The sequence below is a fragment of the Leptospira sanjuanensis genome, assembly GCF_022267375.1.
Lineage (GTDB): Bacteria > Spirochaetota > Leptospiria > Leptospirales > Leptospiraceae > Leptospira > Leptospira sanjuanensis.
Genome location: NZ_JAIZBH010000001.1, coordinates 2,481,732 through 2,507,372 on the forward strand (window position 1 = coordinate 2,481,732; position 25,641 = coordinate 2,507,372).

General features: G+C 46.7%; 20 protein-coding genes and 1 pseudogene. 11 read left to right on the top strand and 10 right to left on the bottom strand.

Annotated elements, in window-relative coordinates:
* Window positions 1–11 precede the first annotated feature (11 nt).
* A complete protein-coding gene (locus LFX17_RS11145; protein WP_238746712.1) occupies window positions 12–2,699 on the top strand; it encodes an ATP-binding protein in 2,688 nt (895 codons plus the stop codon).
* A 614-nt stretch (window positions 2,700–3,313) separates the two neighbouring features.
* On the opposite strand, the gene LFX17_RS11150 is transcribed toward LFX17_RS11145, so the two are convergent.
* Together LFX17_RS11150 and LFX17_RS11155 are read right to left on the bottom strand one after the other, a co-directional pair.
* Window positions 3,314–3,862 (bottom strand): helix-turn-helix domain-containing protein, encoded by a 549-nt coding sequence (locus tag LFX17_RS11150; protein WP_238746715.1) that lies wholly within the window; start codon window positions 3,860–3,862, stop codon window positions 3,314–3,316.
* 194 nt (window positions 3,863–4,056) lie between these two features.
* Window positions 4,057–4,374, bottom strand: a complete 318-nt coding sequence (locus LFX17_RS11155) for a hypothetical protein (protein ID WP_238746716.1) — start codon at window positions 4,372–4,374, stop codon at window positions 4,057–4,059.
* Between the two features lie 260 nt (window positions 4,375–4,634).
* Between LFX17_RS11155 and LFX17_RS11160 the strand changes: the two genes are divergently transcribed.
* Window positions 4,635–5,726, top strand: a complete 1,092-nt coding sequence (locus tag LFX17_RS11160; RefSeq protein WP_238746717.1) for a DNA-methyltransferase — start codon at window positions 4,635–4,637, stop codon at window positions 5,724–5,726.
* On the opposite strand, the gene arsS is transcribed toward LFX17_RS11160, so the two are convergent.
* The 3 genes from arsS to LFX17_RS11175 all read right to left on the bottom strand — a co-directional run bounded on the left by arsS (window position 5,675) and on the right by LFX17_RS11175 (window position 7,633).
* On the bottom strand, window positions 5,675–6,724 hold the full coding sequence (gene arsS, locus LFX17_RS11165; protein ID WP_406600675.1) for an arsenosugar biosynthesis radical SAM (seleno)protein ArsS: 1,050 nt from the start codon (window positions 6,722–6,724) through the stop codon (window positions 5,675–5,677). The two genes, LFX17_RS11160 and arsS, sit on opposite strands and share 52 nt — an antisense overlap.
* Window positions 6,725–6,739: 15 nt before the next feature.
* Window positions 6,740–7,078, bottom strand: coding sequence for an arsenosugar biosynthesis-associated peroxidase-like protein (locus LFX17_RS11170; RefSeq protein WP_238730318.1), 339 nt, complete (start codon window positions 7,076–7,078; stop codon window positions 6,740–6,742).
* Window positions 7,079–7,144: 66 nt separating this feature from the next.
* Entirely contained in the window at window positions 7,145–7,633 is a 489-nt protein-coding gene (locus LFX17_RS11175; protein WP_238730319.1) for a DUF4395 domain-containing protein, read from the bottom strand.
* A gap of 244 nt (window positions 7,634–7,877) precedes the next feature.
* Between LFX17_RS11175 and LFX17_RS11180 the strand changes: the two genes are divergently transcribed.
* From LFX17_RS11180 to LFX17_RS11220, 9 genes are all read left to right on the top strand, one after another.
* On the top strand, window positions 7,878–8,753 hold the full coding sequence (locus tag LFX17_RS11180; protein ID WP_238746718.1) for a sulfurtransferase: 876 nt from the start codon (window positions 7,878–7,880) through the stop codon (window positions 8,751–8,753).
* Complete coding sequence (locus LFX17_RS11185) at window positions 8,750–10,138, top strand: cytochrome c family protein (protein ID WP_238746721.1); 1,389 nt, start codon at window positions 8,750–8,752, stop codon at window positions 10,136–10,138. Before LFX17_RS11180 ends, LFX17_RS11185 begins: the two co-directional genes overlap by 4 nt.
* Window positions 10,135–10,842, top strand: coding sequence for a glycosyltransferase family 2 protein (locus tag LFX17_RS11190; protein WP_238746722.1), 708 nt, complete (start codon window positions 10,135–10,137; stop codon window positions 10,840–10,842). Before LFX17_RS11185 ends, LFX17_RS11190 begins: the two co-directional genes overlap by 4 nt.
* Window positions 10,839–12,257: a glycosyltransferase family 39 protein gene (locus LFX17_RS11195; protein ID WP_238746724.1), complete on the top strand. Its 1,419-nt coding sequence runs from the start codon at window positions 10,839–10,841 to the stop codon at window positions 12,255–12,257. The genes LFX17_RS11190 and LFX17_RS11195 overlap by 4 nt, the downstream gene beginning before the upstream one ends.
* A gap of 134 nt (window positions 12,258–12,391) precedes the next feature.
* On the top strand, window positions 12,392–15,694 hold the full coding sequence (locus LFX17_RS11200) for an efflux RND transporter permease subunit (protein WP_238746726.1): 3,303 nt from the start codon (window positions 12,392–12,394) through the stop codon (window positions 15,692–15,694).
* A gap of 209 nt (window positions 15,695–15,903) precedes the next feature.
* Window positions 15,904–16,119: a hypothetical protein gene (locus tag LFX17_RS11205; RefSeq protein WP_238730325.1), complete on the top strand. Its 216-nt coding sequence runs from the start codon at window positions 15,904–15,906 to the stop codon at window positions 16,117–16,119.
* Window positions 16,112–16,372, top strand: a complete 261-nt coding sequence (locus LFX17_RS11210; protein ID WP_238746728.1) for a type II toxin-antitoxin system RelE family toxin — start codon at window positions 16,112–16,114, stop codon at window positions 16,370–16,372. Before LFX17_RS11205 ends, LFX17_RS11210 begins: the two co-directional genes overlap by 8 nt.
* Before the next feature lie 117 nt (window positions 16,373–16,489).
* Window positions 16,490–18,064, top strand: coding sequence for an FAD-dependent thymidylate synthase (locus tag LFX17_RS11215; RefSeq protein ID WP_238730327.1), 1,575 nt, complete (start codon window positions 16,490–16,492; stop codon window positions 18,062–18,064).
* Between the two features lie 47 nt (window positions 18,065–18,111).
* A complete protein-coding gene (locus LFX17_RS11220) occupies window positions 18,112–19,293 on the top strand; it encodes an amidohydrolase (RefSeq protein WP_238746729.1) in 1,182 nt (393 codons plus the stop codon).
* A gap of 55 nt (window positions 19,294–19,348) precedes the next feature.
* Here LFX17_RS11220 and LFX17_RS11225 read toward each other — a convergent pair whose 3' ends face one another.
* The 5 genes and pseudogenes from LFX17_RS11225 to LFX17_RS11245 all read right to left on the bottom strand — a co-directional run bounded on the left by LFX17_RS11225 (window position 19,349) and on the right by LFX17_RS11245 (window position 25,545).
* Entirely contained in the window at window positions 19,349–19,789 is a 441-nt protein-coding gene (locus LFX17_RS11225) for a tetratricopeptide repeat protein (protein WP_238747752.1), read from the bottom strand.
* A 45-nt stretch (window positions 19,790–19,834) separates the two neighbouring features.
* Window positions 19,835–21,985: pseudogene (locus LFX17_RS11230) on the bottom strand (SpoIIE family protein phosphatase); the annotation flags it as partial.
* Between the two features lie 106 nt (window positions 21,986–22,091).
* Window positions 22,092–23,384 carry an aminopeptidase P N-terminal domain-containing protein gene (locus tag LFX17_RS11235; RefSeq protein ID WP_238746734.1) on the bottom strand — a complete coding sequence of 431 codons (1,293 nt, stop codon included), beginning with the start codon at window positions 23,382–23,384 and terminating at the stop codon, window positions 22,092–22,094.
* Window positions 23,381–24,412: a lipopolysaccharide heptosyltransferase II gene (waaF, locus tag LFX17_RS11240; RefSeq protein ID WP_238746736.1), complete on the bottom strand. Its 1,032-nt coding sequence runs from the start codon at window positions 24,410–24,412 to the stop codon at window positions 23,381–23,383. Before waaF ends, LFX17_RS11235 begins: the two co-directional genes overlap by 4 nt.
* Window positions 24,413–24,426: 14 nt before the next feature.
* Window positions 24,427–25,545, bottom strand: a complete 1,119-nt coding sequence (locus LFX17_RS11245; RefSeq protein WP_238730331.1) for a thiolase family protein — start codon at window positions 25,543–25,545, stop codon at window positions 24,427–24,429.
* Between the last annotated feature and the right edge of the window lie 96 nt (window positions 25,546–25,641).

Below are 25,641 nucleotides of genomic sequence, written 5' to 3' on the forward strand. Positions count from 1 at the left end.
CAGAATTTTCGATGAGCCTTCGAAAAAAAATCACTCTCTATCTTTCCGGCGCCGTATTATCCGCGTTTTTTCTTATCACGATCGGACAGGCGATTCTCACTTATACGGAATTTAAAAAAGACGAACGAAGAATCGTCCTTATCGAATCGATCCGCGTTCAAAGAGAAGTGGAAGTTTCTTTCGGAAGACCGTTCGATCGTCTGCTCGGAATCCGGGACGTCGCGCAGGTCTCCAAACAAAGCCGCGGAGAAATCTTGTCCCTTTTAAAAACACTCGCTTCCGAAAACGAACTCGTATTCGGAACCTGGACGATCTGGGAACCGAACGCGTTCGACGGTTCCGATGCGAGATACAAGAACTCGGTCTTTCACGATTCGACGGGAAGACTCAACTACTACGTCAATAAATCGGATTCTCCCAAAAACCTGCGCGTCGATCTGAACGTGGATTACGAATCCGAAAACGATAAGAGCAGCAAGTTCTACTTCGCTCCGAAACGAACCAAGAAGGACGTTGTGATAAGTCCCTATCTCTATTACGCGGGCGATCATAGAATCTGGATCGTGTCCCTCATAACGCCCGTTTTGCGAAACGGAGTTTTTGCGGGAGTGTTCGGAGTGGATTACATTCTAAAGGATATCTCCGAAAAGATGAAATCGTTCAAACCGCTGCAAGGAAAGGGTTACGCGAGAATCATCTTTCCGGATGGAACGTTTCTCCCGCCCACCGTCGGAGACGAACCTCCGATCCCTTCCGAAGAATTTCTGAAAAAGGAAACTGGCGAAACGCATACGCTCGACGAGGAACGTTATTTCAGAGCGATCCTGCCGATGCGTTTTTCCAACTCGGGAACCCAGCTTCATATAGAAGTGGGAATTCCCCATTCCATCTTTTACGAGGAACTAGCTTCTCTGATTCTGAAAAACACGATCCTCATCTTCGTATTCTCCTTGATCGCATTAGGAGTTCTTAATTTCGCATTAAAAAAATGGTTTTTAAACGGACTTTCGCAGGCGGAAGCGTTTTCCAAGGAAATCGAAAAGGGAAATCTGAACGCCGCGATTCCGCATACGGAAGACGACGAACTCGGAACCCTCGTCAATTCTTTGGATTCTATGCGGAGAAGTTTAAAGAACGTCCTCGCGGAACTGCAGCTTTCCAACGCGATCATCGGAAAGAACAACGAGAAACTCAGAATGGCTCTCGTCGGCGCCGGAATGGCGACCTGGGAACTCGATTTCAAAAGCGGAATCGTCTTCTTTCCGGAGGGAGAAGTTTCCTTTCTATCGCTGAACGAATCCAGAAAGATGAAGGCGAAGGACTTCTTAAAAAGATTTCACCGCGCACAGAGAATGGAAATGCTCCGTTACGTTCAAAAATTCCTGTACGGAAGTTCTAACGAAATCGAAATCCTTTTTCCGAACGTTCTTCCGGAAGGAGTTCGCTGGTTCAGAGCGAGAAGCGGCTGGGGAAACGCGAACGAGGTTCCGGATCGGGAGAAACTTTCCGGAACGCTTTCGGGAATCGTTTTCGACGTCACCGATTGGAGACAAGCCGAGGATTTAAGAAAGGCCAACGGAGAAATTTTAATACGAACTCGGATCATCGAAATCCAAAAGAAGGAATTGGAAGACGCGCTCCAAGAACTGAAAAACGCTCAGAACAAATTGATCACCTCGGAAAAATGGGCCAGCCTCGGTCAGCTTGTTACGAGCATCGCGCACGAGATCAACAATCCGTTGGGCGCGATCAAAGCCGGTCTACAAACGATCGAAGCGGTTTCCCAATCCTTTCAAAACAAGATTTTTCAGGTTTCGGTCACGATCCCCCGTTTGGACGAAGAGGACAGAAATTCCTTTTTCGAAATCTACGCGATCGCGATGGACTCCAAAGAACCTCCTCTCGGCTTCAAGATGAGGCAACAGGCGAAATCTCTGGAAAACGCATTAAAGTTTTATAATGTTTTACACGCGGAACGGGTTTCGATACTTCTTACGGAACTCGGCCTGCAGGACGTTCACGAACGCTGGGCGCCGTTCCTGAATCATCCGGACGTGTTCGAACTATTGAGCTTTATCGACTCGACGCTTTCGTTCTTAAGAAACATCAGCGTTATGCGTCTTTCCGTAGAAAAAACGAGAAAGACCGTCTTTGCCCTCAGTTCGTATTCTTCCCTTTCCGCCAATCGCTCTCCTCGACCGATTCAAATCAGTCGTTCCATTCAAAAAGTATTGGATACCAATCTCAAACTTTCCTTGCGAGACACGCTCATTCGAATCAAACTCTCCAATCTTCCCACGATCGATTGTGATCCTGAGGAAATTACCCAGGTTTGGACGCATTTGATTCTCAACGCGGTGCAAGCGACGGGAGGCGCGGGAACGGTGGACATCTACGGTTCGGTGATTCCCGATCGAAACCGAGTCCAAATTTTCATCCAAGACGACGGGCCCGGAATCCGCAAAGATATTCAATCCAAGATCTTCGATCCGTTCTTTTCCACGAAGGAACAAGGAGAAGGAATCGGACTCGGCCTGGATATCTGCAAACGCATTTTGGAAAAATACGACGGAAGTATCGAACTGATTTCCTCTTCCGTAGGCGCTTGTTTTCGAATCGAATTTCCGATCTCGAATTCCTATCTTGTAAATCCTTCCTCCGAAGAACTCAAGTCTTCTTCGATCAAAGAGGAAGTTTAAGTCGTTTTTCCAACAACACATACCGCGTAGATTCCGTTTTTTGCAAGGCCCGTTCAGATGTTTCGATTCGGCGTCCCCCATCCGAAATTCCTTTTTCCGATCCGCATTCCATTGAAAAACATTCGAACATAAAACTCGTTCGGCTTCACGACCGCGTAAAAAAGAATCTCGTCTCCGTAACGAACATGATTGCGGACATGACAAGACGCGCAAAAAGAATGTTATCGTGATTCTTCTTTTCATCGGGTTTGCAGAGGATCCGAGAAACCCCGCTAAAACCGGCACAATTCAGAATATACCAAGTTTGCGATTCATGGTGGATTTCTTTATGTTAGTTTTTTCCTACGGGGTTTCTTTTCCTAAAGGAAGCTAAACCCACCATCGAAGGCAAAGGTTTGAATCTTCATTTTTTCTGCTTTAACGAACTAAAATTTCATTATAATGGATATCCTAATCAGCGCATTACCCAATATCTTTATCCATGAATGACTAACGTAACCGCGAAACAGCAGAGAAAACTCAAAGGGAAGAAAAGGATACGGAATGATAAAAAGAAATAAAAAGCCCCGACCGAGAATCTTTTCAGCCGAGGCTCAAGGAGTGGAGATTTTCAATTAAAGATTTGCGGTGGAACTGATCCAATAGACGACCGCTTGGGTCAAAGAAGGATTTGAAATTTCCTGAAGATCTTTCGCGAGAAAAACGGCGCTGTCACCCGGTGAAAGCAGATTCTTTTTATCGGCAAAAACAAGAGCGACCTCCCCTTCGATTACAGTCACGGTTTGCAACTTTTGTTTTTGAAACCACGTCGGAAGAGGAAAACTTCCCTGAGCCAAACGGATCTCCAACACTTCCAGATAGTTTTCTGCGTCCTTGTGTAAAACGCGTGCAATCAGCTTATCCTTGAATAATGCGAGGGTTTTAGATTCTTCTTTTCTGAGAATTTTCGGACCGCGCAAGGAAACGTCGGGTAAAAACTCCGCCACCTGAGTACGAAGCGCCTTAGACAATTTCCAGAGAATCGCGATACTCGGGGTAGTTTTTCCGGTCTCGATCAGCCCAAGCATCCCTCGGCTGACCTGCGCGATCTGTGCGACCTTCTCCATGGAGAGTCCTAATTCCAATCTGCGTTTTCGGATTTTCTCACCCAGAAAACTGGTCAAAAAATCATCCGAGCTTTTTCCGGTTGAATGAGAATCGTTCTGATTTTCTAAACTGCGAGCCATAATCGTATGCAAAAGAACCTCCCTTCCGACTCTAAAAAAAGCCCGGGAATCCCGGGGTAGAATAGGGTCTTTTTCAGAGAAAGTTAGAGTTAGAACGGATGTGCTTCACACCCGTCGATTAGAAAAATTCTCTAAGATATTAGAATGTCAACGTATATTTCGTTATAACATAATACTCTGTAAGATATATTGAATTTATTGGAAAATATTTTGCTCTTTTTGTAAGATATCTTGGACAAAAGGATCCGCAAAGACAAACGAATCTCCGATCCGGCTAAAAAAAACATTCCGAGAAAGTCCGGATGCGCCTGCACATACGTTTCGATCACGAGCAGAGGACACCAAAACAGGATGGTAAATTCTTTTTTTCTAATATTCTCGGAAAGCCAAACCCAAAAAGGAAGTTCGATCGCAAGGTTTGGAAACCGTTCCAGAGAAAACGCACCCAATCGTCCCCCGGCGCGGAAATGCAAAATTACACGTTATGTGAAACATCTCCCCTATATCTAAATATTCGCGTTCGACGTCTTCTCATCATTTTCTTTTAAGAAAAAAGGCAAAAACGCGATTCCCATAAGAATTCAATACGTTCCAAGAAAAAGAATCAATGGAACGAAAGAATCCTTTCGGAGGATCGAAACGGAAGAATACCGCAAAATCGTTTTGAGTGGACAGAGAAAACGGAGATCGGGATTCTATGGTTTAGAATATGAAACGGACGATCCACAAAATTCTTCACAGAGACGCGAGGGAAACGTTCCCCATCGAATCCGAAAGCGTGGATCTGATCCTTACCTCTCCTCCGTATCCGATGATCGAAATGTGGGACGATTTGTTTTTCGGTTTTTCCTCCGAAATCAAAGAAACATTCGCGACCGACCCTCTCCTTTCTTATGAAAGAATGCATAACGAGCTAGATATGGTTTGGAAAGAATCCTTCCGCGTTTTGAAGGACGGGGGCTTTCTCGTCATCAACGTAGGCGACGCCACGAGAAACACCGCATTCGGATTCCGTATTTTTATGAATCACGCGAGAATTCTCCAGGGATGCAACGCGATCGGTTTTCAAAGTCTTCCCGGAATTCTTTGGAGAAAACAGACGAATTCTCCCAACAAATTCATGGGTTCGGGAATGCTTCCCGCGGGTGCGTATGTGACCTTAGAACATGAGCATATTCTAATATTCAGAAAAAACAACAAACGTAAATTCCCTTCCAAAGCGGAAAAACTCGCCCGTGCGGAAAGCGCGTTTTTTTGGGAAGAACGGAATTCCTGGTTTACGGACGTATGGGATTTCAAGGGTAAAAAACAGGGTTTGAGTTCGCAGACGGGTCGCGAAAGAAGCGCCGCATATCCGCTGGAACTTGCAAATCGAATCATTTTGATGTATTCCCTCAAAGGAGATCTCGTTTTGGATCCGTTTCTCGGAACGGGCACGACCGTCCGGGCCGCACTTGGAAATTGCAGAAATTCGATCGGCTTCGAATTGGATTCCACGGTCCTGCTGGATCGTTTCAACGATCTTCAAACCCTTTCCGAAGAGCTCAACGTCTTAGTGGAAAAAAGAAAAATCAATCACGATCGTTTCGTGCAAAGCAGACAAGACGAAGGAAAAGCGCTGCTTCATTTCAACCAAAATCTGCAAACTCCTGTCGTGACAAAACAGGAAAAGTTCTTAAATCTGGAAAGAATCTCCGGACTTTTCCGCAACGATGCCGATGAGATCGAAGCAGAATATGCCCCCCTTTTTCAAGCGGTTGCACCTCCGCAACTGGACCCCGCTCCGGCCGTACAACCGTAACAGTGTTCGTGAACCCGGATCTTTCTTTTTTCCAGGACGCCGGCGTCGTAGTCGCGTATGTTTTGCACGCTTCCTTCCAACTTCATATCCAACATCTGGTTGAAATCGCAATCATACATTGCGCCGTCCCAACCTACGCTGAACGTATTCCTGCACATCACTCCGCGAGCCGCGATCGGATTATAGGAAGTCACGAGCTTTTCCATATATCCGTCCAAATTTCCGCTGTCTATCAGATATTCCAAATATCTAGAAATCGGCATATTCGTAATCGTGAATAAAGAATTAAACCGAATTCCGAATTGTTTTTGAAGCGAGATTTTGAATTCGCGTTCTAAAGTCGTCTGCCCCCCGGGTAAAAACGCGCCCGCGGGATTGTAGACGAGATTCAACACGAGCCCCGAATCCGGATCGCCGTAACCTACCGCATTCAATCGTTTCAGAGCTTCGATCGAACGATCAAAAACGCCGTCCCCTCTCTGTGCATCCGTTCTTCTTTTTTCAAAGTAAGGAAGGCTGGATACGACTTCCACTTTTTGATCCGCGTAGAATTGCGGAAGATCCTTGTATCGTTCACCCGCAAGAAGAATCGTAAGATTACACCGAACCATAACCTTCTTTCCGAGACCTCTAAGTTCGGTTACGAGCCAACGGAATTCGGGATTCATTTCCGGCGCTCCGCCGGTGATATCTACCGTGGAAATCGGACTTACGGCAAGAACGCCCAAACAATGAAGCATGGTCTCCTTGCTCATAATTTCTTTTCGATCCGGGCCTGCGTCCACATGACAATGTTTGCAGGTTTGATTACAAAGTTTTCCGAGATTCATCTGAAAGATTTCGGTCGGTACGGGACGCAACTCTCCGACTCCCGATTCGATCAGACGATCCGTAAACGAAGGAAGATTCTTCCGTTGAAAAACTTCCTCTAAAATTTCGAACTGTCTTTCGGGAGAAACGAGCTCGCTTCCCCTGAACTGAAGAGATTTCAAGATCATTCCTCTCCTGACCGATCACATTCCCAGTTCTTTGACCTTATTCATCATCTGAACCGAATGAACGAGAGAAGCGCCGCCGCGGATCGCCGCAGCAACGTGAACCGCTTCCATCAAGCCGGCCTCGCTCACTCCCTTTTCCAAAGTATCGGTCGTATATGCGTCGATACAATAAGGACATTGAATCGCATGAGAAACGGCCAATGCGATCAGGGACTTTTCACGCGCGGTCAAAGCGCCTTCCGCAAAAACGTCACCGTAGTAGTCGAAAAATTTTTTCGCAAGATCGGGTTGAAACTCGCCGATGTTTCCGAATTTCTTGAGATCTTCGGGAACGTAATAGGATTCTTTAGACATGTGGATTCCTTTTTTAAACTTTAAAAAATTCTAATTTACTTTTTTCGATTTCAACTTGCAGATCGGTCAGGATTGTTTCGACGGAAAGGTGAGATGATTGCATTTTTCGCAGACTTCCTGCGGTATAATTCCCCATCGCATCAAATAACCGAAAACGAAACAACCGGCGCAAAAACCGACGAAGGATTCCAAACCGGAAAAAAAGATCAGAATACCGAGCACGATTTGAAACGCGAAAATCTGTCCCTGCAAAAGCAAAATCAGAGACGTTAGGCTAAACAGAAACCCGATCGACTGCGCAAAACGTTTCGGTGGTCCTGCTGTTTCCCGGTTTCCCAACCCCAATAAGGGAACGATACCATGAATCGCGATCTTCGCAAAGAGAGAAAATTTCGGACCGTATAAAACTCTCGCCGTAAATCCGTAGAGCAACGCAAGATTCAGCCAAATCGATTGAGTCAAGACGGTCGCAATCGTCAGAAAAAACACGAGTCCCGCCACCGATCTCGCGGCGTATTCGTTGACCGAATCGGGAAAACTACCTATTTGAATCATAAGTCCACCACCCTCTTGGATAACGTCAGTCCTCTTCTTTAGACCCATCATTCAATTAGAATTGTCACATCCATTTCTGCAATAACTAAAAATTTTTACTATAACGTTAAAATATCCGCTATAACGGATTAAGGCTTGCTTTTTCGAAAAACCGTTTTTCAATCGCCAAAATGAAATTCTTAGAACTCTTTTTTGATTCTAAATGATAGAAAGAAGAGATTTCCGGAAAGATCGGAAAAACTATATGAAATCCAAATCCTTCCTTTACACTTTAATTCTTCTGGTTCCGACCTTGCTTTGGTCTCAAAAATCGGAATCTTGGATTTTAACTTCGGGAGAAGCGAAAGCGATTCTTTCCAGTAGCCTCGTTTTGGACACAAGATCGCGTTCCGTATTTTACAGGGAACATATCAACGGTTCCCGTTCTGTGACTTGGGAAGAATTCTCCGTATCGGAACTTCCCCGCAAAGGGAATCTCCTCCCGCTCGACGTTCTCAAAAAGAAACTCGAGGCTTACGGGATCAGAAACGACCAGCCCGTTCTCGTGATCAGCGAAACCAAAAACAATTGGGGCGAGGACGGAAGAATCGTTTGGATGCTGCGTTCGCTCGGACATCACAACGCGTTTCTTGTCGACGGAGGTTACTCCGCCTTAAAACAGTTAGGCGCCCCCGTTTCCAACCAAGGTGAACCCAAACAAATTGGCTCCTTCAAGATTCAACTCGACTCGAACCTGAGCGCGACCTCTTCCGAAATCAGATCCAATCTAAAAAATAAAAAATACGTCTTTTTGGACACGAGAGAGGAGCGCGAATTCAAGGGCGAAACTCCTTACGGGGAATCGAGGGGCGGACATATCCCGGGCGCCAAACATCTTTATTACAAAGTTTTGTTAAACGAAGACGGAATCCTTCTACCATCCGAGAAGATTTCCGAAAAGATCAAGGAACTCGGAATTTCCAGGGATTCTATCGTCGTTTCCTATTGTACGGGCGGAATTCGCTCCGCTTGGGTGACCGCTGTGTTGCGGAACGAAGGATTCAACGCTAAAAATTACGCCGGGTCCATGTGGGAATGGTCCTCCGGAAACGAGAAGGATTATCCGCTGACGCTGAAATGAGACGTTTAAAAGATTTATATTTTTTGAATATTCTAAAACCCTATAGAACGATCGCGATTCTATTCGGAATTTCGGTAAGCGCTTCCGCAGTATTTTTATGCAAAGACTCCTCACCGGCCCTATCGGTGGAGGAACGTTTTCCCGGTAAACCCTGGGCTAAACCCGTAGAAATATCGCAAGCCGTTCCAGGAATCGCGGGACTCACCGCCCAAGATTGCGGAAACTGTCACAAGGATCACTTTGAAGAATGGAGAACGTCCACTCACGCGAATGCGTTCACCGATCTTCAGTTTCAATCCGAACTAACGAAGCCGAATTCTCCGCGCTGGCTTTGCCTGAACTGTCATATTCCTCTTTCCGGCCAAAGGAGCGAAATTACGACCCATCTCAAAAACGGGGACGTCTTTCAGCCGATCACCATTTCCAATCCGAAATTTAATCCGACATGGGAAAAGGAAGGAGTGAGTTGCGGAAGTTGTCATTTAAAATCCGATCAGAACGGAAACACGATTCTCATCGGACCTACGGGCGCTTCTTTAGCTCCGCACCCGGTCGTAAAAAATCGAGAGGCCTTGCACGCCCGCTGCAACGATTGTCACAATCAGGATTACAGACTCGATTCTTCTTTTGTTTGTTACTTCAAAACGGGGGAAGAATATCAGGAAAGCATACACGCGGGAAAAGATGACTGCGTTAGTTGTCACATGCCTTCGATCGAACGTAAGATCGTCCCGGATTCGTTCCCTTACGCGAAAAGGGATTCGCATCGTCATACATTTATAGGCGGCGGAGTTCCGAAGACGTTCGAACTTTTCGAACCGCAGTGGAGAGGAGGTTACAAATCCGGTTTGAAAATCGGAGGTTTGGAATGGTCGAAAAAAGATTTTACTTCCGGTAAAACCGGAGTTCGACTCGAATTGGAGAACCGTTTTGCGGGCCATTCCGTTCCGACGGGCGATCCGGAAAGACATCTTCTGATCGAGGCGATTTTGTTAAACGAAGTCGGTTCGGCGATCGCAAAAGAAACCGTTCGGATCGGCCAAACTTGGGAATGGTATCCGGAAGCGAAACTCACGGCGGACAACCGGATTCGTTCGGGAGAAAAAAGGAAAATCGAACTTCTCCTCAAGTTTGATCCGAACAAACATGTTCGTTTCGGAATCGTTCGAATCAAACATGTTCGTTTAACAAAAGAGAATTCGGAACATATGAGAAAGAACGCAAAAAAATCCTCTCCGGAGATCGCCGCCAAGCTGAAAAGGATCGAATCGTTTTATCCGTTCGCGAATCTGTTCTACGAATCGAAAACCGATCTGAACTCGGGAAAGACCGAACTTTCCTCCCGGGAAACTCTATTCCAAATTTCTAAACAAGGCAAACTGTGAGCTCACCGTCGGTCAGCGTCGTCATCCCCGCTCTCAACGAAGAAAAATCGATTCCGTTCGTTTTACAGGATCTGCGTTCGATTCCGGGTCTGGACCTTCGCGAAATCATCGTGGTGGACAACGGTTCTATCGACGATACGAAAAATGCCGCCGCTTCGAACGGCGCGGTGGTTTTACAGGAATTTCAAAGGGGATACGGAGCGGCGTGTTTGAAAGGTTTGGAAAGAATTTTCAACTCTTCTTCTCTTCCCGATTTGATCGCGTTCGTCGACGCGGATTACTCGGACTCGCCGAGCGAACTGATTCTTTTAACGCAAGCCCTGCTCGATCACAACGCGGATCTTGTGATCGGTTCGAGGGTTCTCGGAAATTCCCAAAAAGGTTCGTTGATGCCGGTTCAACGTTTCGGAAATCGTTTGGCAACCGCTCTCATTCGGATTTTATACGGGATGAAATTCACGGACCTCGGTCCTTTTCGAGTCATACGCTCGGATATTTTAAAAAAATTGAATATGCAGGATCGGAATTTCGGTTGGACTGTCGAAATGCAGATAAAGGCGGCAAAGTTGGGTTTGCGTTGTGTCGAAGTCCCCGTCAGTTATAAAAAAAGAATCGGAATTTCCAAAGTAAGCGGAACGATCTCCGGTTCCATCCGTGCCGGTTGGAAAATTCTGTATACGATCGGAAAACTGCACTCGAAATGAACTTCGAATTCGTTCGAGCGGGAAGCCTTCGTTTTTTTCCGATTCTTTCTTTTGTTCCCATCCTTTGGTTTCAATATTTCGAAGAACGTTCTCATTTTTTTCTTCTTCTGACCGCGGCCCTTCCCGCGTTCATCTCGTATGCTTGGATTTTAGTTCGGGATCGCGATCGGAAATCTTTGCGCTTTTGGTTCGCCTTCGGTCTGATTTTACGAATCGCATTTTTGTTTTCCGATCCGATTCTTTCCGAAGACGCGTATCGTTTTTTATGGGACGGGCTTTTGATCCAAGAAGGCGTTTCTCCCTTCGCTTTTTTACCGAAAGAATTTCCGATCGAAGCCCTATCGCCGCAGGCCCGAAAACTCGCCGTCGAACTTCTGCAGTCGATGAATTCTCCCCAATTCTATTCGGTTTATCCGCCGATCCTGCAATTTTTCTTTTTCCTTTCCGCAAAGGCGATGTTCGTTTTCGCAAACGTGAAAGCGGGAATTCTTTTTTGGAAAACGATCCTTTTGTTAAGCGAATTCGGAGTTTTTTGGCTTCTTTATAAGATTCTAATAAACTACAAAATCGCTTCGGAAAAAATCCTGATCTATTGGCTGAATCCTCTCGTCCTTGTGGAAATTACCGGCAACGCGCATCCCGAATCGATCCTCGTTTTCTTTTTTGCGGGAACGCTGCATTTATTTGCGCGCTGGCAAAACGAAAATCGCATCCGGGATCTATTTTCTGCGAGCGCCTTTTTTCTCTGCGGAATTCTCACCAAAATCACGCCGCTGATTCTGGTTCCGTTTTTGTTTTTTTCCATCGCGAACGGAAAACGCTCTTTTCTGCGTCGACAGGGACTTTGGATTTCGGGAACCGCAATTGCGGTTTTTGTCGCTCTTGCTTGGATCGGATTTTCCTTTTTTCCGGAACTGATCCGAAAACAAAAAACGTCGGGGCTCGGAGTTTTCTTTCAGCTATTCGAATTCAACGGAAGCGTGTATTACGTTTTACGGGAATTTCTGCGCTGGATCGGAGAGAATTTTTATGCGGCCGGAAAAATCTGCGGAGCGGCCACGTTAGTCGCAATCGCCCTATTCTCCTTTTGGAAACGAAATGAAGAAGGTCCACAAAACGTCTTTCGAACCGCGGAATCCGCCTATTTGATCTTTCTGATTTTCTCGACCACGGTACATCCTTGGTATATTCTCCCGTTAATCGTTTGTTCGATTTTTTCCGGGAACATCTATCCGATCGTCTGGTCCTGTTCGATCTTCGTCTCCTATTCCACCTATTCTGTGTTTCCGTATAAGGATTCCTTTTTTTGGCTCTCTTTTGAATACGGAATTCTATTCCTTTTTTTGCATATGGATATATACGAAAAGTATCGAAGAGGGACGCGTCATTCGCACGGAACTAAGCGACCTTTGTAAGAATCGAAAGGGTCCGTTTTTTCATTTCTTTTCTCGAAGCGCCCGGCTTCTTCCTTGTTTAAAAAAACCTTTCATCTTTGACCCAAACGAGCTTTCCTGTCCATATCGCCTTTTTTTAGAGATCCGCAGCAAACATGATTGATAAACTGATCCGCGCCTCCATTAAAAATAGAGCCCTGGTTTTGGTGCTGACCTTCATGGTTACCCTCGTGGGGATTTACAACGCATTCTATCTTTCCATCGACGCGATTCCGGACGTGACCAACGTTCAGGTTTCGGCGGTCACTAGTTCTCCGGGTCTTTCTCCTTTGGAAGTCGAGCAGTTCATCACGTATCCGATCGAAATGGAATTTACCGGTCTTCCGAACGTCACAGAAATTCGTTCGATTTCGAGAACGGGCGTGAGTTCGGTCACGGTCATTTTCAAAGACGGAACCGATATTTATTTTGCGAGACAACTCGTAAACGAACGGATCAAACAAGCGGAAGCCGTCATTCCTCCCGGCTACGGAAGGCCCGAACTTTCGCCGATTGCAACGGGTCTCGGCGACATCTACGAGTTCGTATTAACGTCGGACAGACATTCTCCGGAAGAATTGCGGACGTACATGGATTGGGAACTCGCCCGAGAAGTGAAGTCCGTGGAAGGGATCATCGACGTGAACATCATCGGCGGTCAGGTTCGTCAATATCAAGTCAAGATCGACCCGAGAAGACTCGCGGTGCACAACTTAACTCTATCACAAATTTATGATAAACTCGAATCCGCAAACCAGAACACGGGAGGCGGTTACATTTCCAAAAACGCGGAGCAGATCGTTATCCGCGGAGAAAGCCAATATAAATCCATCGAAGACTTGAAGAACACCGCTGTAACGACCGCCGGAGACGGAATTCCTCTTTTACTCGGTCAAATCGCGGAAGTGGAAATCGGTCCCGCGCTTCGTTTCGGTCTTGTAACGAAGGATTCCAAAGGAGAAGTCGTCGGCGCGACCGCGATGATGCTCATGGGCCAAAACTCTCTCGAAGTCGTAAAGAGGGTTAAGGTAAGAATGGAAGAGATCAAAGAACGTCTTCCACCCGGAATGAGAATCGAAACGTTCTACGATCGTTCGGAATTTATCGGAAGAACTCTCAGCACCATCTTTACCAATCTCGCGGAAGCCGCGGTCCTCGTAGTAATCGTTTTGATCGTCGCGCTCGGTACGGTGAAAGGCGCGCTCCTTGTCGCATTAGCGATTCCGATTCCGATGCTCGTCGCCACGATCTTTATGAACGCGTTCGGGATCGTGGGAAATTTGATGTCACTCGGAGCGCTCGACTTCGGTCTGTTAGTCGATGGAACCATCGTGATGCTCGAATCGATCCTTCACGGATTCATCCTGAAAAAATCGTTCTACGACATGCAGACCAAACTCGAGGACAGGGAACTCGCGGCGGAAGAAATCATCACCGATGCCTGCGTTCGAGTGGGCCGCGCGGCGACATTCTCGGTCGCGATCATTATGCTCGTATATCTTCCTTTGATGAGTTTGGAAGGAGTGGAAGGAAGAATGTTCAAGCCGATGGCGATCACGGTCGCGCTCGCGTTAGGAGCCGCTCTGCTCTTCTCCTTAACCACGTTTCCGGCGGCGGCGAGCATTCTGTTTAAAAATCCGGTCTTTCATCATAGTAAATATTGGGACGTCATCACGGAGAAATATAAACTTCTTCTGGATTTCGGAATGGCTCGTAAAAAGGAATTCTGTTACGCAGGAGTGGGAATCGTCGTCTTCGCGTTGTTACTCGGTTCCACGTTGGGTTCCGAATTCTTACCGAGAATCGACGAAGGGGAAATCGCGATCGATATCAAACGTCTTCCTTCCACTGCGATCAACTATTCCAGAGACACGAACTCCGATATGGAAGCGGTCTTAAAAAAATTTCCCGAAGTCATCAGCGTCGTCTCGAGAATGGGACGAGGCGAATCCGCGGCTGAGCCGGTCGGAACGGACGAAGGCGAGTCGATGGTAAAACTCAAACCCCGCAAGGAATGGGTGACCGCCGACGATCGCGAAGAACTCATGAGCAAGATGAAGGATGAAATTCTCAAGTTCATTCCTTCGAGCACGATCAGTTTGTCGCAGCCGATCGAAAACAGAGTGAACGCGCTTCTCTCCGGATCGAAAGCAGACGTTGTAATCAAAATCTACGGAGACGATCTCGTAAAACTCAAGGACATCGCCGGTCAATTCGCTTCCAAGCTCAAAGGAGTTCAGGGAGTCGCAGACTTGCGCGTTCAAAGAGTCTTGGGACTTCCCCTTGTCGAAATCAAGGTCGATCGGGAAAACATGGCGCGTTACGGAGTGCAAGCGGAAGAGATTCTCGCAACGGTAGAAGCGCTTCGTCTCGGAAGACAAACCGGAAAGGTGTTCGAAGGATTCAAACGATTCGATCTCGTCGTTCGCCTGAAGATCGACGCGACGGATCTGGAACAGGTGGAAAACATTCCCGTATTCACTTCGTCCGGTTCCACCGTTCCTCTTGGTCAAGTCGCGGAGATCAAACTCGTGGAAGGCCCGGCGGCGATTTACAGAGAACAGCTCAAACGAAGAATCATGGTCGAGACCAACATTCGAGGAAGAGACCTCGTCGGTTTCGTAAACGAAGCTCAGAAAGTCACCGAAGAAATCGAAAAGAATCTTCCACCCGGTTATAGAACGGATTGGGGCGGCCAGTTCGAGAACTTCACTCGAGCCAAAGAAAGATTGGCCTTGGTCGTTCCGATCGCGCTCGCGATCATCTTCTTTATGCTCATGGCCGCATTCGGAAGCATCTACTACGCGTTAGGCGTCTTTATCGTGGTTCCGCTCGCGGTTTCGGGAGGAATCATAGGTTTAGTCCTTCGCGGACTTCCGTTTAGTATTCCGGCCGGGGTCGGCTTCATCGCGGTGAGCGGGATCGCCGTATTAAACGGAGTTGTTTACGCTTCTACCCTTCGTGAAGAATTGGAAAAGGGAGCTTCGATCGCGGACGCGGTGTATCTCGCGGGGATTCATTCCTTGCGTCCGGTAATGACGACCGAAGTCATCGCGGCGGTCGGGTTTATTCCGATGGCGATTTCCACGATGGCGGGTGCGGAAGTGCAACGTCCTCTTGCGACAGTCGTTATCTTCGGGGTTATCGTCGCGACTGTATTCTCCCGTGTTCTTCTTCCGATCGTGATGGAATATCTCTTGAACGTTTATGAAAATCAGGAAAGAAGAAGATCGGCAAAACGGGAGCTTCTCGAAAAACGCGCGTTCGGAAATCCGGAACAAAACTTTGCACACGACAACAGCGAATGGATTTCGACTCACGCGGAAACGCAGGAAATCATAACCGAAGAAGAAGTGGAAACGGAAGAAGATTCTAAAAAGAAAAAATCTCCCAAAGCAAAGAAAGGAAAGAAGAAGTAAGTTCGTTCGAAAGGAAAGAAGGATCAGAATAAAGGCGATGAATCGTTTTCATCCAGAATCGGATTCTTGTTTGAGTTCCTACAGTTTAGAATCAGAGAAACGTTTTCGTGGACGGCGAAAATAGGACCGACAAACTTCTTTTTCTCTTTTTATTCACTGAGAAAAAAATCTCTTGATCTTAAATCCTTACAGAGTCATATTCTGGAAGTATGATTTCTCATCCTCAATACATCACCGATGAAAAAGGAAAAAAACTTTCGGTCGTTCTATCCATGCAGGAATACAAAAAGATTCTCGAAAACCTGCAAGAACTTGAGGACATTCGTTTGTACGACGAGGTAAAAGCGAAACGGGAAAAATCGATTCCTCTTCAGGAATTCTTAAAGGCAAGATCGGGCAAAAAGAACAAAAGACGACATGTCTGAGTATTCAGTCCTTCTCACTACATCCGCCGTAAAACAACTCGAAAAACTTCCCGAATCAGTTGCAGATTCTCTGATCCAAATCATTCAAGGACTCGCCAAAAATCCGAGACCCGTCGGGGCCAAAAAATTAAAAGGAAGAACGGGATTTCGAATCCGAAAAGGTGATTATAGAATTCTTTACGATATCGTGGATAAACGACTGATCGTGCATGTAATTGCAATCGGTCACAGGAAAGACATTTACGAGAAGTGAAATCCCGTCCAATGTAGGAACTCCTTCGAATAAAACCTCTCAAAAAAAAGAGTTTTCCCCCATCTTTCCCCCTTCAGGATAGTTCCACAGGGGACATAGTCCCGTTCGGAGACTTCGATGTTAGCCCAAAAACCGATCGTATCACTTCTGGATCATAGCAAGGATCCGTTCAATCTCGCCATCGCGACCGCGAGAACTTGCTATTCTTCGAAGGGAATTCTTCTGCCCTCCGATATGATCGCGTCGGAAAAATCGATCGAGATCCGAGACAGGGTCGCAAAGTCGACAAAGAAGGCCGGACATCTCACCACCCGTCAACATCCTCAGTTTATCTTTACGCTCGATAAAGTTTCCCGACAATTCGTATGGTCGTTTTTACATTCTCATCCCTTCTATAATTCCGAACAAGTTTCCCAAAGATACGTGGAAGTCAAAAAGGAGAATTATTACGTTCCGTCGGAACTCGGCGGGAAATTGTTGGAACTCTATCTTGACGCGGTGGACTACGCAAGTCAGGCGTATTTCTCGTATACGGAAGCTCTTCATCCCTACATCCAAGAAGAATACTTCAACATTTACAAAGCCCGCGCCAACTATCCCGACAAATGGCAGGCTCCGATCAAAAAGAAATGTCTCGAAGTGGCGCGTTATCTGCTACCGCTCGGAACGTATACGTATCTTTATCATTCCATCAACGGACTTACTCTGCATCGCTACTATCGACTGATGAATTCTTACGACGTGCCCGACGAACAAAGAGCCGTCGTCACCGAAATGGTCAATCAAGTCCGCGCGGTCGATCCGTTGTATGCCGACGAAATGGACGATCCTCTTCCTCTGGAAGAAACGACCGAATACCGTTATTTCGAGTCCGTTTTCGGCAACGGCAAACGGGAATTTCATCCGGAAACCGCCGCTGCTTTCGTAAAGGAATTCGACGACGAGCTCGGCGGAAGATATTCCAGACTCGTTTCGCATTCCGCGAACGGTCCCGAGATTCTCGCGCAGTCGGTGCGATCTATATTAGGAATTCCTAAATCATCCTTGAGCGACGAAAACGCGATCGATCTCGTCCTCAATCCGGCAAAAAATCGACACTTGACTTCGACCTTGAACGAAAGTTCGATGAGTCCGATCACGAGAGCCCTCTTCAACGTTCAGTATTCTTTCCAAAAAAGAATCTCTCACACCGCGGACAGTCAGGATCAAAGACATAGAATGGTTCCGGGCGGAAGACCGGTTCTCATGTCGCAATACGCGGGCGTTCCCGATTACATCACTCCTCTCGTAGTTCAAAAATATCCGGAACTTCAGGAGAAATACGATTCTTTCCATAAGAATATTTTCGAAAAACTGAATCGTTTTCTGGAGGCCGGAGGTTCTCCCGAACACGGAACGTATCTTTTGCCGAACAGCTTTCCGATCCGTTTTTACGAAAGCGGAGATCTGCTCAATCTCCATCACAAATGGAGATCCAGAACCTGTTACAACGCGCAGGAAGAAATCTTCCAAGCCTCGGTCAACGAACTCACGGACGTCATGAAGGTGCATCCTCAAATCGCAAAGTGGATCAAAGCTCCGTGCTGGATCCGCCTTCAGGGAGAAGTGAAGCCGTATTGCCCGGAAGGAGATCACTACTGCGGAACCCAAGTCTGGAAACGGGAGTTATCCGAGTATTCCAGAGTGATCTAAAATTCTTTTCGAAAACCCTTCCTGCGGTTAGAATGGTCTGAAGCAGTATGAAACTCTCAGTGACCGCAAACCGCACCGAAGAACTCGTTCGTTACAGAAGACAAATCCACAAACATCCGGAACTCCGCTATGAGGAGAATCAAACCGCGAGTTTCGTGATCGATCACTTAAAACGACTCGGCCTTACGTTTCAGGATAAAATCGCGAAAACCGGAGTTGTCTCGCTGATCGATTCCGGCAAACCGGGAAAGACGCTTCTCGTGCGCGCCGATATGGACGCCCTTCCCATCTTTGAAGAATCCCAGAAAGAATACAAATCCGTTCACGACGGTGTGATGCACGCCTGCGGTCACGACGCGCACACTTCGATCCTCATGGGCCTCGCAACCGAAATCAAGGAGGATATCCGTTCGATTCTCCCTAAGGGAAAAGTTTTACTCGTGTTCCAACCCGCGGAAGAAGGCGGCCAAGGCGCGGACAAAATGATCGAGGAAGGTATATTAGATAAATATAACGTAGATGCGGCCCTCGCCCTGCACGTATGGAATCACATTCCGGTCGGAAAGGTGGGAGTCGTGGACGGACCGATGATGGCCGCTGTCGACGAGTTTACGATCCGCATCTCCGGCATCAGCGGTCACGGAGCGATGCCTCAACACACGGTGGACCCGATCGTAGTCGGCGCACAAATCGTGAACGCGCTTCAAACGATCGTTTCCAGGAATACGGACCCGTTGGACTCCTGTGTCGTTACGGTGGGAAGTTTTCACGCGGGAAACGCGTTTAACGTGATTTCCGAAACCGCCGAACTCAAAGGCACCGTGAGAACATATTCCAAAAAGATGTTCGAAGAGGTTCCGGGCAAACTCGAACGGGTCGTAAACGGAATCGCGTCCGCGCTCGGCGCCAAAGCGGAGATTCATTACGAACGAACCAATCAACCAACGATCAACGAACCGTTTATGGCGAACGTCGTACGCAAAGCCTCTCTGAACATTCTCGGACCGGGAAGCGTGACGGAAGAAAACACGAAGTCCATGGGCGGAGAGGATTTCTCCGCGTTTTTGATGAAAGTACCCGGTTGTTATTTCTTTGTGGGTTCGATGAACGAAGCAAAAGGTCTCGTGCATCCGCATCACAGCTCCAAGTTCGATATCGACGAGGACTCTCTTTCGATCGGACTCAGCGTTCTAAAGGAAGCGATCCGAATCTATTTGGAAGAAAACTGAAATTCTAGGAGCGAGTATAATTTAAACCGACACGGCTCGAATATCGTTTCGTAAATCAGATTTCGGTTTCGAGCGAATTCTTGACCTGAATCGCCTTGGCGTTGCGCGGATCCAATACGAGGGCTTTTTTCACGTACGCAATTGCGCGATCCTGAATATTCATTATTTTGTATATATCGGCGAGATTGATCAGATTTCGGATGTATCGAGGATCGGCGGCAAAAGCCCTTTCTCCGGTCTCTGCGGCCTTTTGATAAAACTTCAGCATTTTGTAGCAAAGGGAGATATGATAGAGAAATTCGGCCGATTCCGGATTTTCGGATAAAAGAGTTTCCCAATATCCGACAGACTTTGCGTAATCCTTTTCTTTGAGATAATATCTTCCGAGGATTTTTAAAACGGTTTCGCCTTTCGGATTGAGTTCGAGCGCTTGTTCCAAAAGATCCAAACCTTCCCGAACCCGGTTATTTTGCAAAAAGGAAGTTCCCCGTTTCAATACGTCCTCGTAAGAACGGGATAGAAACGAATCCGCGGTAGCGGCGGTCCCGTTTTTCCCCGGATGATACGTGATCTTTAAAAGCGTCAGGTCGTCGACAAGACCGCCGAACTTTAAAATTCGATCATATACTTCCCGAAGATCTGCGTATCCTTCCTCCACTCTTTTTAAGAATTGATTCTGATCCTCGTTGATGATACGGTCCTCTTCGTTTCCGATCAGAAGATCGTCCCTTCCGTCAGAACCGATCACGATCGTATCTCCCGGAAGCATTTGAAAATTCTTAATAACGAGATGTTGTTCGTTTTCCGGAATACCGATTTTCCGAAGGGTCAACTCCTCTTCGATATAGGAAGCGACACCGTCCCGATACAAAACCGTCCAAGGATGTTCCGCGTTGATATAATACAAAAGTCCTGTCGCCTCCTCCACCAAACCGAGAACGATGGAGATATACATGGAACCGTCGAACGATTCGAAAATTTTCTGAAGCTCCAGAAAGGCTTCTTCCAGCCACTTCTCGGGATTTTTATCCTGTTGTGAAGGAATCCCCGAACGGGTTAAAATCGTATTGAATACGGTTCCCATTACGAGCGCTCCTCCCGCTCCCTGAATGGATTTTCCCATCGCGTCCCCGTTCACAAAGACGACGTATTTCTTGCCCCGAAGTTCCACGTTACCCGAAATCAAAATGTCTCCGCCGATCTCGTACGTCTTATTCTTAAACTCGAAGGATTTCTTTTGTTTCGTATAAAATTCGGTTTTTATAATATCGCTCGTGTTCCGGTTCGAAGACAGGGGATTGATGAGCAAAGAAGTCAAAAAGTAATCCGCGTCCTGCTGAACTTTCAGGCGGTTGACCTGTTCCAAGGAAAGTTTTAATTCTTCCGTTCTTTGTTCGACCTTCTTTTCCAAACTTTCGTTGAGCTCCTCGACTTCTTCGTTCAAACGAACGAATTTGTTCGCGAGAATCGTCGCGATGCTCAAGATAAAAAATAGAAACGCATAACCTAGGATTCTCGGAAATACGATGACGTTTCTGGCTCCGAGCGTGTCTAAAACGACGGCGAACACCGTGATCAAAACGCCGCCTAAAATATAAAGAGCGTCCCGGTCCTTTTGAATCATACGGCGGATAAGATAATACAGAACCATCCCCACATAAAGAATCCATCCGTATTGAACCACGTGTTTGTTCAGAAGATTATAATGAATCACGTTGTTCGAGACGAAATAAAAGAGCGTAAAACAGACGTAGGACACGTCGAGAACGTTCAGCAGTAAATTCCGCGAAAACTTAAAATAAGCGCGTATAAAGTTCGCAAAGATCGGAACTAAGACCGTCAGAATGATATATTCCGACTTTTTCATATAGATAAACTCGATTCCGAGGTCGTATTTGACCTGATTTCTGCAGAATTGATAAACGACCAAAAGAAGAGTAAACAAACCGTAGTATAGATTCTCCTTATCGGTTCGGCGCCTCACGTAGAGAAACAGAAAATAACCGCCCACGGTGAGATAAATCATCAATAAGAAAATCTTAATGTATTCAGAACGCAGAAGTTCCTTTTGAACGAGGGATGCGTCGCCGATCGCGGTCCGGTCCTGCTCGATTCCCACCTCGTATCGAAAGAATTTTTTGACTCGGATCACGAGAATGTTCGGTTTTCCTTTGCGAATCAGTTCGTTCGGAATCGAATAGATCCGAATCTTATCGTATGCCTGAGGCAAAACCGAATTCATATCTCCCGTTTCGCCGATCAAAACTCCGTTGAGATACGCCTTGTCCTTATCCGTGATCATTCCCAAACGAACCGCGATCGCGGCCGCTTTCCATTCTTTCGGGGCGATGAATTTCTTAACGATGGTTACGTTTTGAAGAGACTCGTTCGGAAGTTTATACACACCGGGAGGTGTATACCGCAAAAAAGGAATCTTGTCAAAGTCCTTCTTTCCTTCCAGGTACGAACGCGAAAAAGACACGGGATCGATCGACTCAAGCGCGATCTCCCAGTTGTGTTCTTTGGAAGAATCTAAACTGACGATTCCGTCAAACGAGGGGATGGTTTGGATCGATTCCGAAGCGAGGGAAATTGTAATAAGGAAAGAAAACAGAATGGAAAGGAGATAAAAATACAATTTTCCTGGAACCTCAAGAAACGATACAACTAACGTTTCTCGCGGTTTCGACAAGGAAAAAAAGAGTTTTTTAAGAAAGATCGTTGTCGTTTAATAAAAAAGGAATTCCACTTCCGCCGTATTTAGAACGATCGAAACGTAAAACTTGCGTTCAACGGGATTATCCTCTCTTTCTTGACTCGATCTCTTCGATTTCTTTCGGAATCATGGACGTTAAGTTCACCGGAGTCGCACCTTGTACGAGAACATCGTCTTCGATTCGGATTCCGATCCCGCGAAACCGCTCCGGAATCGTTTCATCCTCAGGATCGAAATACAACCCGGGTTCGATCGTAATCACCTGACCGTTCTCGAGTTTTTTCGAAGTTCCGTCCTGATAATACGTTCCCACGTCGTGCACATCCATTCCGAGATAGTGACTCGTTCTGTGCATATAATATTTTTTGAATGTTCCCTGCTCTAAAACGGATTCGACGTTTCCTTCGAGCAACTTCAAATCCAACAAACCTTCCACGAGAGTTTTGACCGCCCGGTTGTGGATCGCGACGAACTCGGTTCCTTCCTTCGTGTTTGCGACCGCTTCTTTTTGCGCCTTCAATACGACTTCGTAAACGGCTTTCTGCTCCGCGGAGAATTTTTTTCCCACCGGAAAATTTCTGGTCACGTCCGCGGTGTAATATCCCTTTTCCGCGCCGCTGTCCACGAGCACGAGTTCTCCTTCATTCAACTGACAGTTGTTAGACGTATAATGAAGGATCGTGGCATTCTTCCCTCCTGCTACGATATGTCCGTAACCTCCGCCCCAAGCCCCGTGTTTCAAGTATTCCGATTCGAGGATGGCTTCGAGTTCGTATTCGAACATTCCCGGTTTGGATTCGCGCATCAATCGATCGTGACCGAGAGCGGTGATTCTCGCCGATTCCTTAAGCGCTTCCACCTCAAGAGGAGATTTGAACATTCGCATCCAGTGTAGAAAATCGGGGGATTCGATCCTTCGCGGACCGAATTTTCCCTCTCTCGATCTTTGATTGAGGGAATAGATCCATTCGATGAGTTTGGAATCCCGCGCGAGATTCTTTCCGAAAAAATGATAGAGTGTGTGTTGGTTGACGAGGATCTCGTCGAGTTTGGATTCCCATTCGGTCGTGTCGAAGGATTCGTCCAAACCTAAACGATTTTTTGCCTGTTCCTTTCCGATCCGAATCCCGGTCCAGGTCTCTTTTTCCTTGTCCTTGGGAAGAACGAAGACGGCTTTATAAGAATTTTTTAATATTAGAATTCCGTCGGATTCGTCGAGGCCGGTGAGATAGTAATAATCCGAATCCTGACGAAACTTATAGTCCACGTCCCGATTTCGGATCAAATGAGAGGCCGCAAAAACGATCAAGACCTCCTCTTCCTTGAGTCTTTTCTGTACGTCCGCGATTCTTTGTTTGTACGGATTCTGATTCATTTGGAAAACCCTTTTACTAATTGGACGGAAGTTTCGAACAGTTTGTCCGGATCCTGTTCCTTCATACAACGAAAATGTCCTTCGGGACAAACCCTTCCTCCGTGAATTCCGCAAGGACGGCAATACAATCCTTGGATCTCGGAGATATAGGAAGAATCCGAAAGCGGAGTATAACCGAAATCGGGCACGGTGGCACCAAAGACGGCTAACGTGGGAATGTTGAACGCGGAGGCGAAGTGGATCGGGGATGAATCGTTGCTGACCATCAAAGCCGCTTTGGATACGAGAAAGGACAGCTCGGGGAGATTGGTTTTCCCGGCAAGATTGATCGCGTAACCGGCTCCCACTTCTTCGCAGAGTTCCACGTCGGCTTTGGAACCGATGAGTACGACCTTCTTACCGGTTTCTTTTGCGAGACGTTCCCCTAAGACGCGGAACTTGGGAGCGGGCATACGTTTGGTTTCCCAGACGGAGCTTGGAGCGAGCAACACGAAGTTTCCCGGCTCGAGTCCGTTCTCTTTCATCAACACCCGCACACGAAACACGGATTCTTCCTTCCAAAACAGTTCGGGGCGTTTCGGAATTTTGGAAACTTCCTCCTTGTCGTATAACAAAGAGAAGAGTTTTTCCACCTCGTGCATTCCGCGGATCGGTCTCGGAATTTTTTTAGTGAGTAAAAAGGAAAATCCGGCGGACTCGTAACCGATTCTTACCTTGGCTCCGCTCGCAAATCCGATCAGAGTGGATCGAAAGGAAAAATGAGGCAGAAGACAAAGCGTATAACGTTCCTTCCTCAATCCGAACAGAAAGGAAAAGAATTTCCAAAAGGATTTCTTAAATTCCTTTTTATCGAGAGGAATCAATCGATCGATATGAGGATTCGCCTCAAGCACCGCCTCGGTTCCCTTGTTGACGAGTACCGTCAGATGGGAATTCGGATATTTTTTTTTCACTTCCCGAAAGAAGGAAGTCGTTAAAATCAGATCGCCTAAGAACGCGGTCTGAATCAGCAATATTTTTTCATTCACCGTTAAGTTCCATTCTAAACTTTGGAAAGAATCGTCGCAAAATTATTCACGCCCAAACCGCCGATGGAAAGCGCCAAGCCGTTTTGAAAACGATCCTCGCGATACATCCAAGTCTGCAGTTCCGCGATTTGAGCCAAACCCGAAACTCCCACCGGATGTCCTCTCGTTTTCAAACCTCCCGATGCGTTGATCGGAAGTTGTCCGTCCGGATGAGTTTTTCCCTCTTTCACATAACGTAACGCTTTTCCTTTCGGAAACAATCCCGCGTCTTCGGCTCCGATCAACTCGAACGGAGTAAATGCGTCGTGCAACTCGGCGATCTGAATCTGTTCTGGTTTCAGACCCGATTCTTTGTAAGCTCCCGCAAACGCGGAAACGCTGGAAGGAAAACTCAAGAGCCCCGGTGCGGAGGAAAGATTTCCGATTCCGTGTCCGATTCCGGAAACTTTCAAAGGTCGGGAAGAATGCTCGTTTTCAGAGCCAAGCAAAATCGCGCAGCTTCCGTCGGAAAGAGGCGAAATATCGTAAAGACACAAGGGACTCGCGAATAAAGGAGATTTAAAATATTCTTCTTCCGTAATATTCTTTCGGATATGAGCCTTCTCGTTTTTGAGTCCGTTGTCGTGCAGTTTTTTGGAAAGTGCGTAGAGATCCTTTCGATCGTATCCGTACTCGTGCAGATAACGCGTCGCGATCATTCCACCGCCCTGTGCCATCGACATCGCGAATCCTTTTTGTCGTTCCGATAAAACGCTTCCGAGCAGAAGATTATTTTCTTCCCGTTCGAGACGGCTCATGACTTCGGTCGCGATGACGATCCCTCTTTGAAACGCTCCCGATCGTAAAAGATACGTCGCAGTATGTAGAGCGCTCGCGCCGGAAGAGGATGCGGTCTCGGTTCTGATCGTAAAACAATTTTTTAAACCGAGGCTTTCCTTGATTCTTGCCGGAAGAAACACTTCTCCCGTATAACGTTCCGGAGCCATCGCGGCAAAAATAAGAAATTGAGGTTCAAACTCAAAATTTCTTTCCAAAAGTTTCGCCGCGGTTTGATACGAAAGAGAATGATAATCAAGTTCAGTTTTTCCGAAGCGGCTCAATTCGGAATCGATGATGAAAACGGATGAAGACATGGAAGTCTATGTTTTCAAAAATTGTGAGATTGAAAATCAAAAAAAATTAAATAACGCGTGCAAGACGACTTTTCATCCTCGTCTACAAACTATCCT

What these genes read in the sequence shown, in the direction of transcription:
- LFX17_RS11205 (WP_238730325.1), top strand. Translation starts at nt 15,904, where the DNA reads ATGATTTCTCATCCTCAATACATCACCGATGAAAAAGGAAAAAAACTT.
- LFX17_RS11220 (WP_238746729.1), top strand. Translation starts at nt 18,112, where the DNA reads ATGAAACTCTCAGTGACCGCAAACCGCACCGAAGAACTCGTTCGTTAC.
- LFX17_RS11185 (WP_238746721.1), top strand. Translation starts at nt 8,750, where the DNA reads ATGAGACGTTTAAAAGATTTATATTTTTTGAATATTCTAAAACCCTAT.
- LFX17_RS11145 (WP_238746712.1), top strand. Translation starts at nt 12, where the DNA reads ATGAGCCTTCGAAAAAAAATCACTCTCTATCTTTCCGGCGCCGTATTA.
- LFX17_RS11215 (WP_238730327.1), top strand. Translation starts at nt 16,490, where the DNA reads ATGTTAGCCCAAAAACCGATCGTATCACTTCTGGATCATAGCAAGGAT.
- LFX17_RS11195 (WP_238746724.1), top strand. Translation starts at nt 10,839, where the DNA reads ATGAACTTCGAATTCGTTCGAGCGGGAAGCCTTCGTTTTTTTCCGATT.
- LFX17_RS11180 (WP_238746718.1), top strand. Translation starts at nt 7,878, where the DNA reads ATGAAATCCAAATCCTTCCTTTACACTTTAATTCTTCTGGTTCCGACC.
- LFX17_RS11160 (WP_238746717.1), top strand. Translation starts at nt 4,635, where the DNA reads ATGAAACGGACGATCCACAAAATTCTTCACAGAGACGCGAGGGAAACG.
- LFX17_RS11245 (WP_238730331.1), bottom strand. Translation starts at nt 25,545, where the DNA reads ATGTCTTCATCCGTTTTCATCATCGATTCCGAATTGAGCCGCTTCGGA.
- LFX17_RS11235 (WP_238746734.1), bottom strand. Translation starts at nt 23,384, where the DNA reads ATGAATCAGAATCCGTACAAACAAAGAATCGCGGACGTACAGAAAAGA.
- arsS (WP_406600675.1), bottom strand. Translation starts at nt 6,724, where the DNA reads ATGATCTTGAAATCTCTTCAGTTCAGGGGAAGCGAGCTCGTTTCTCCC.
- LFX17_RS11200 (WP_238746726.1), top strand. Translation starts at nt 12,392, where the DNA reads ATGATTGATAAACTGATCCGCGCCTCCATTAAAAATAGAGCCCTGGTT.
- LFX17_RS11210 (WP_238746728.1), top strand. Translation starts at nt 16,112, where the DNA reads ATGTCTGAGTATTCAGTCCTTCTCACTACATCCGCCGTAAAACAACTC.
- LFX17_RS11175 (WP_238730319.1), bottom strand. Translation starts at nt 7,633, where the DNA reads ATGATTCAAATAGGTAGTTTTCCCGATTCGGTCAACGAATACGCCGCG.
- LFX17_RS11170 (WP_238730318.1), bottom strand. Translation starts at nt 7,078, where the DNA reads ATGTCTAAAGAATCCTATTACGTTCCCGAAGATCTCAAGAAATTCGGA.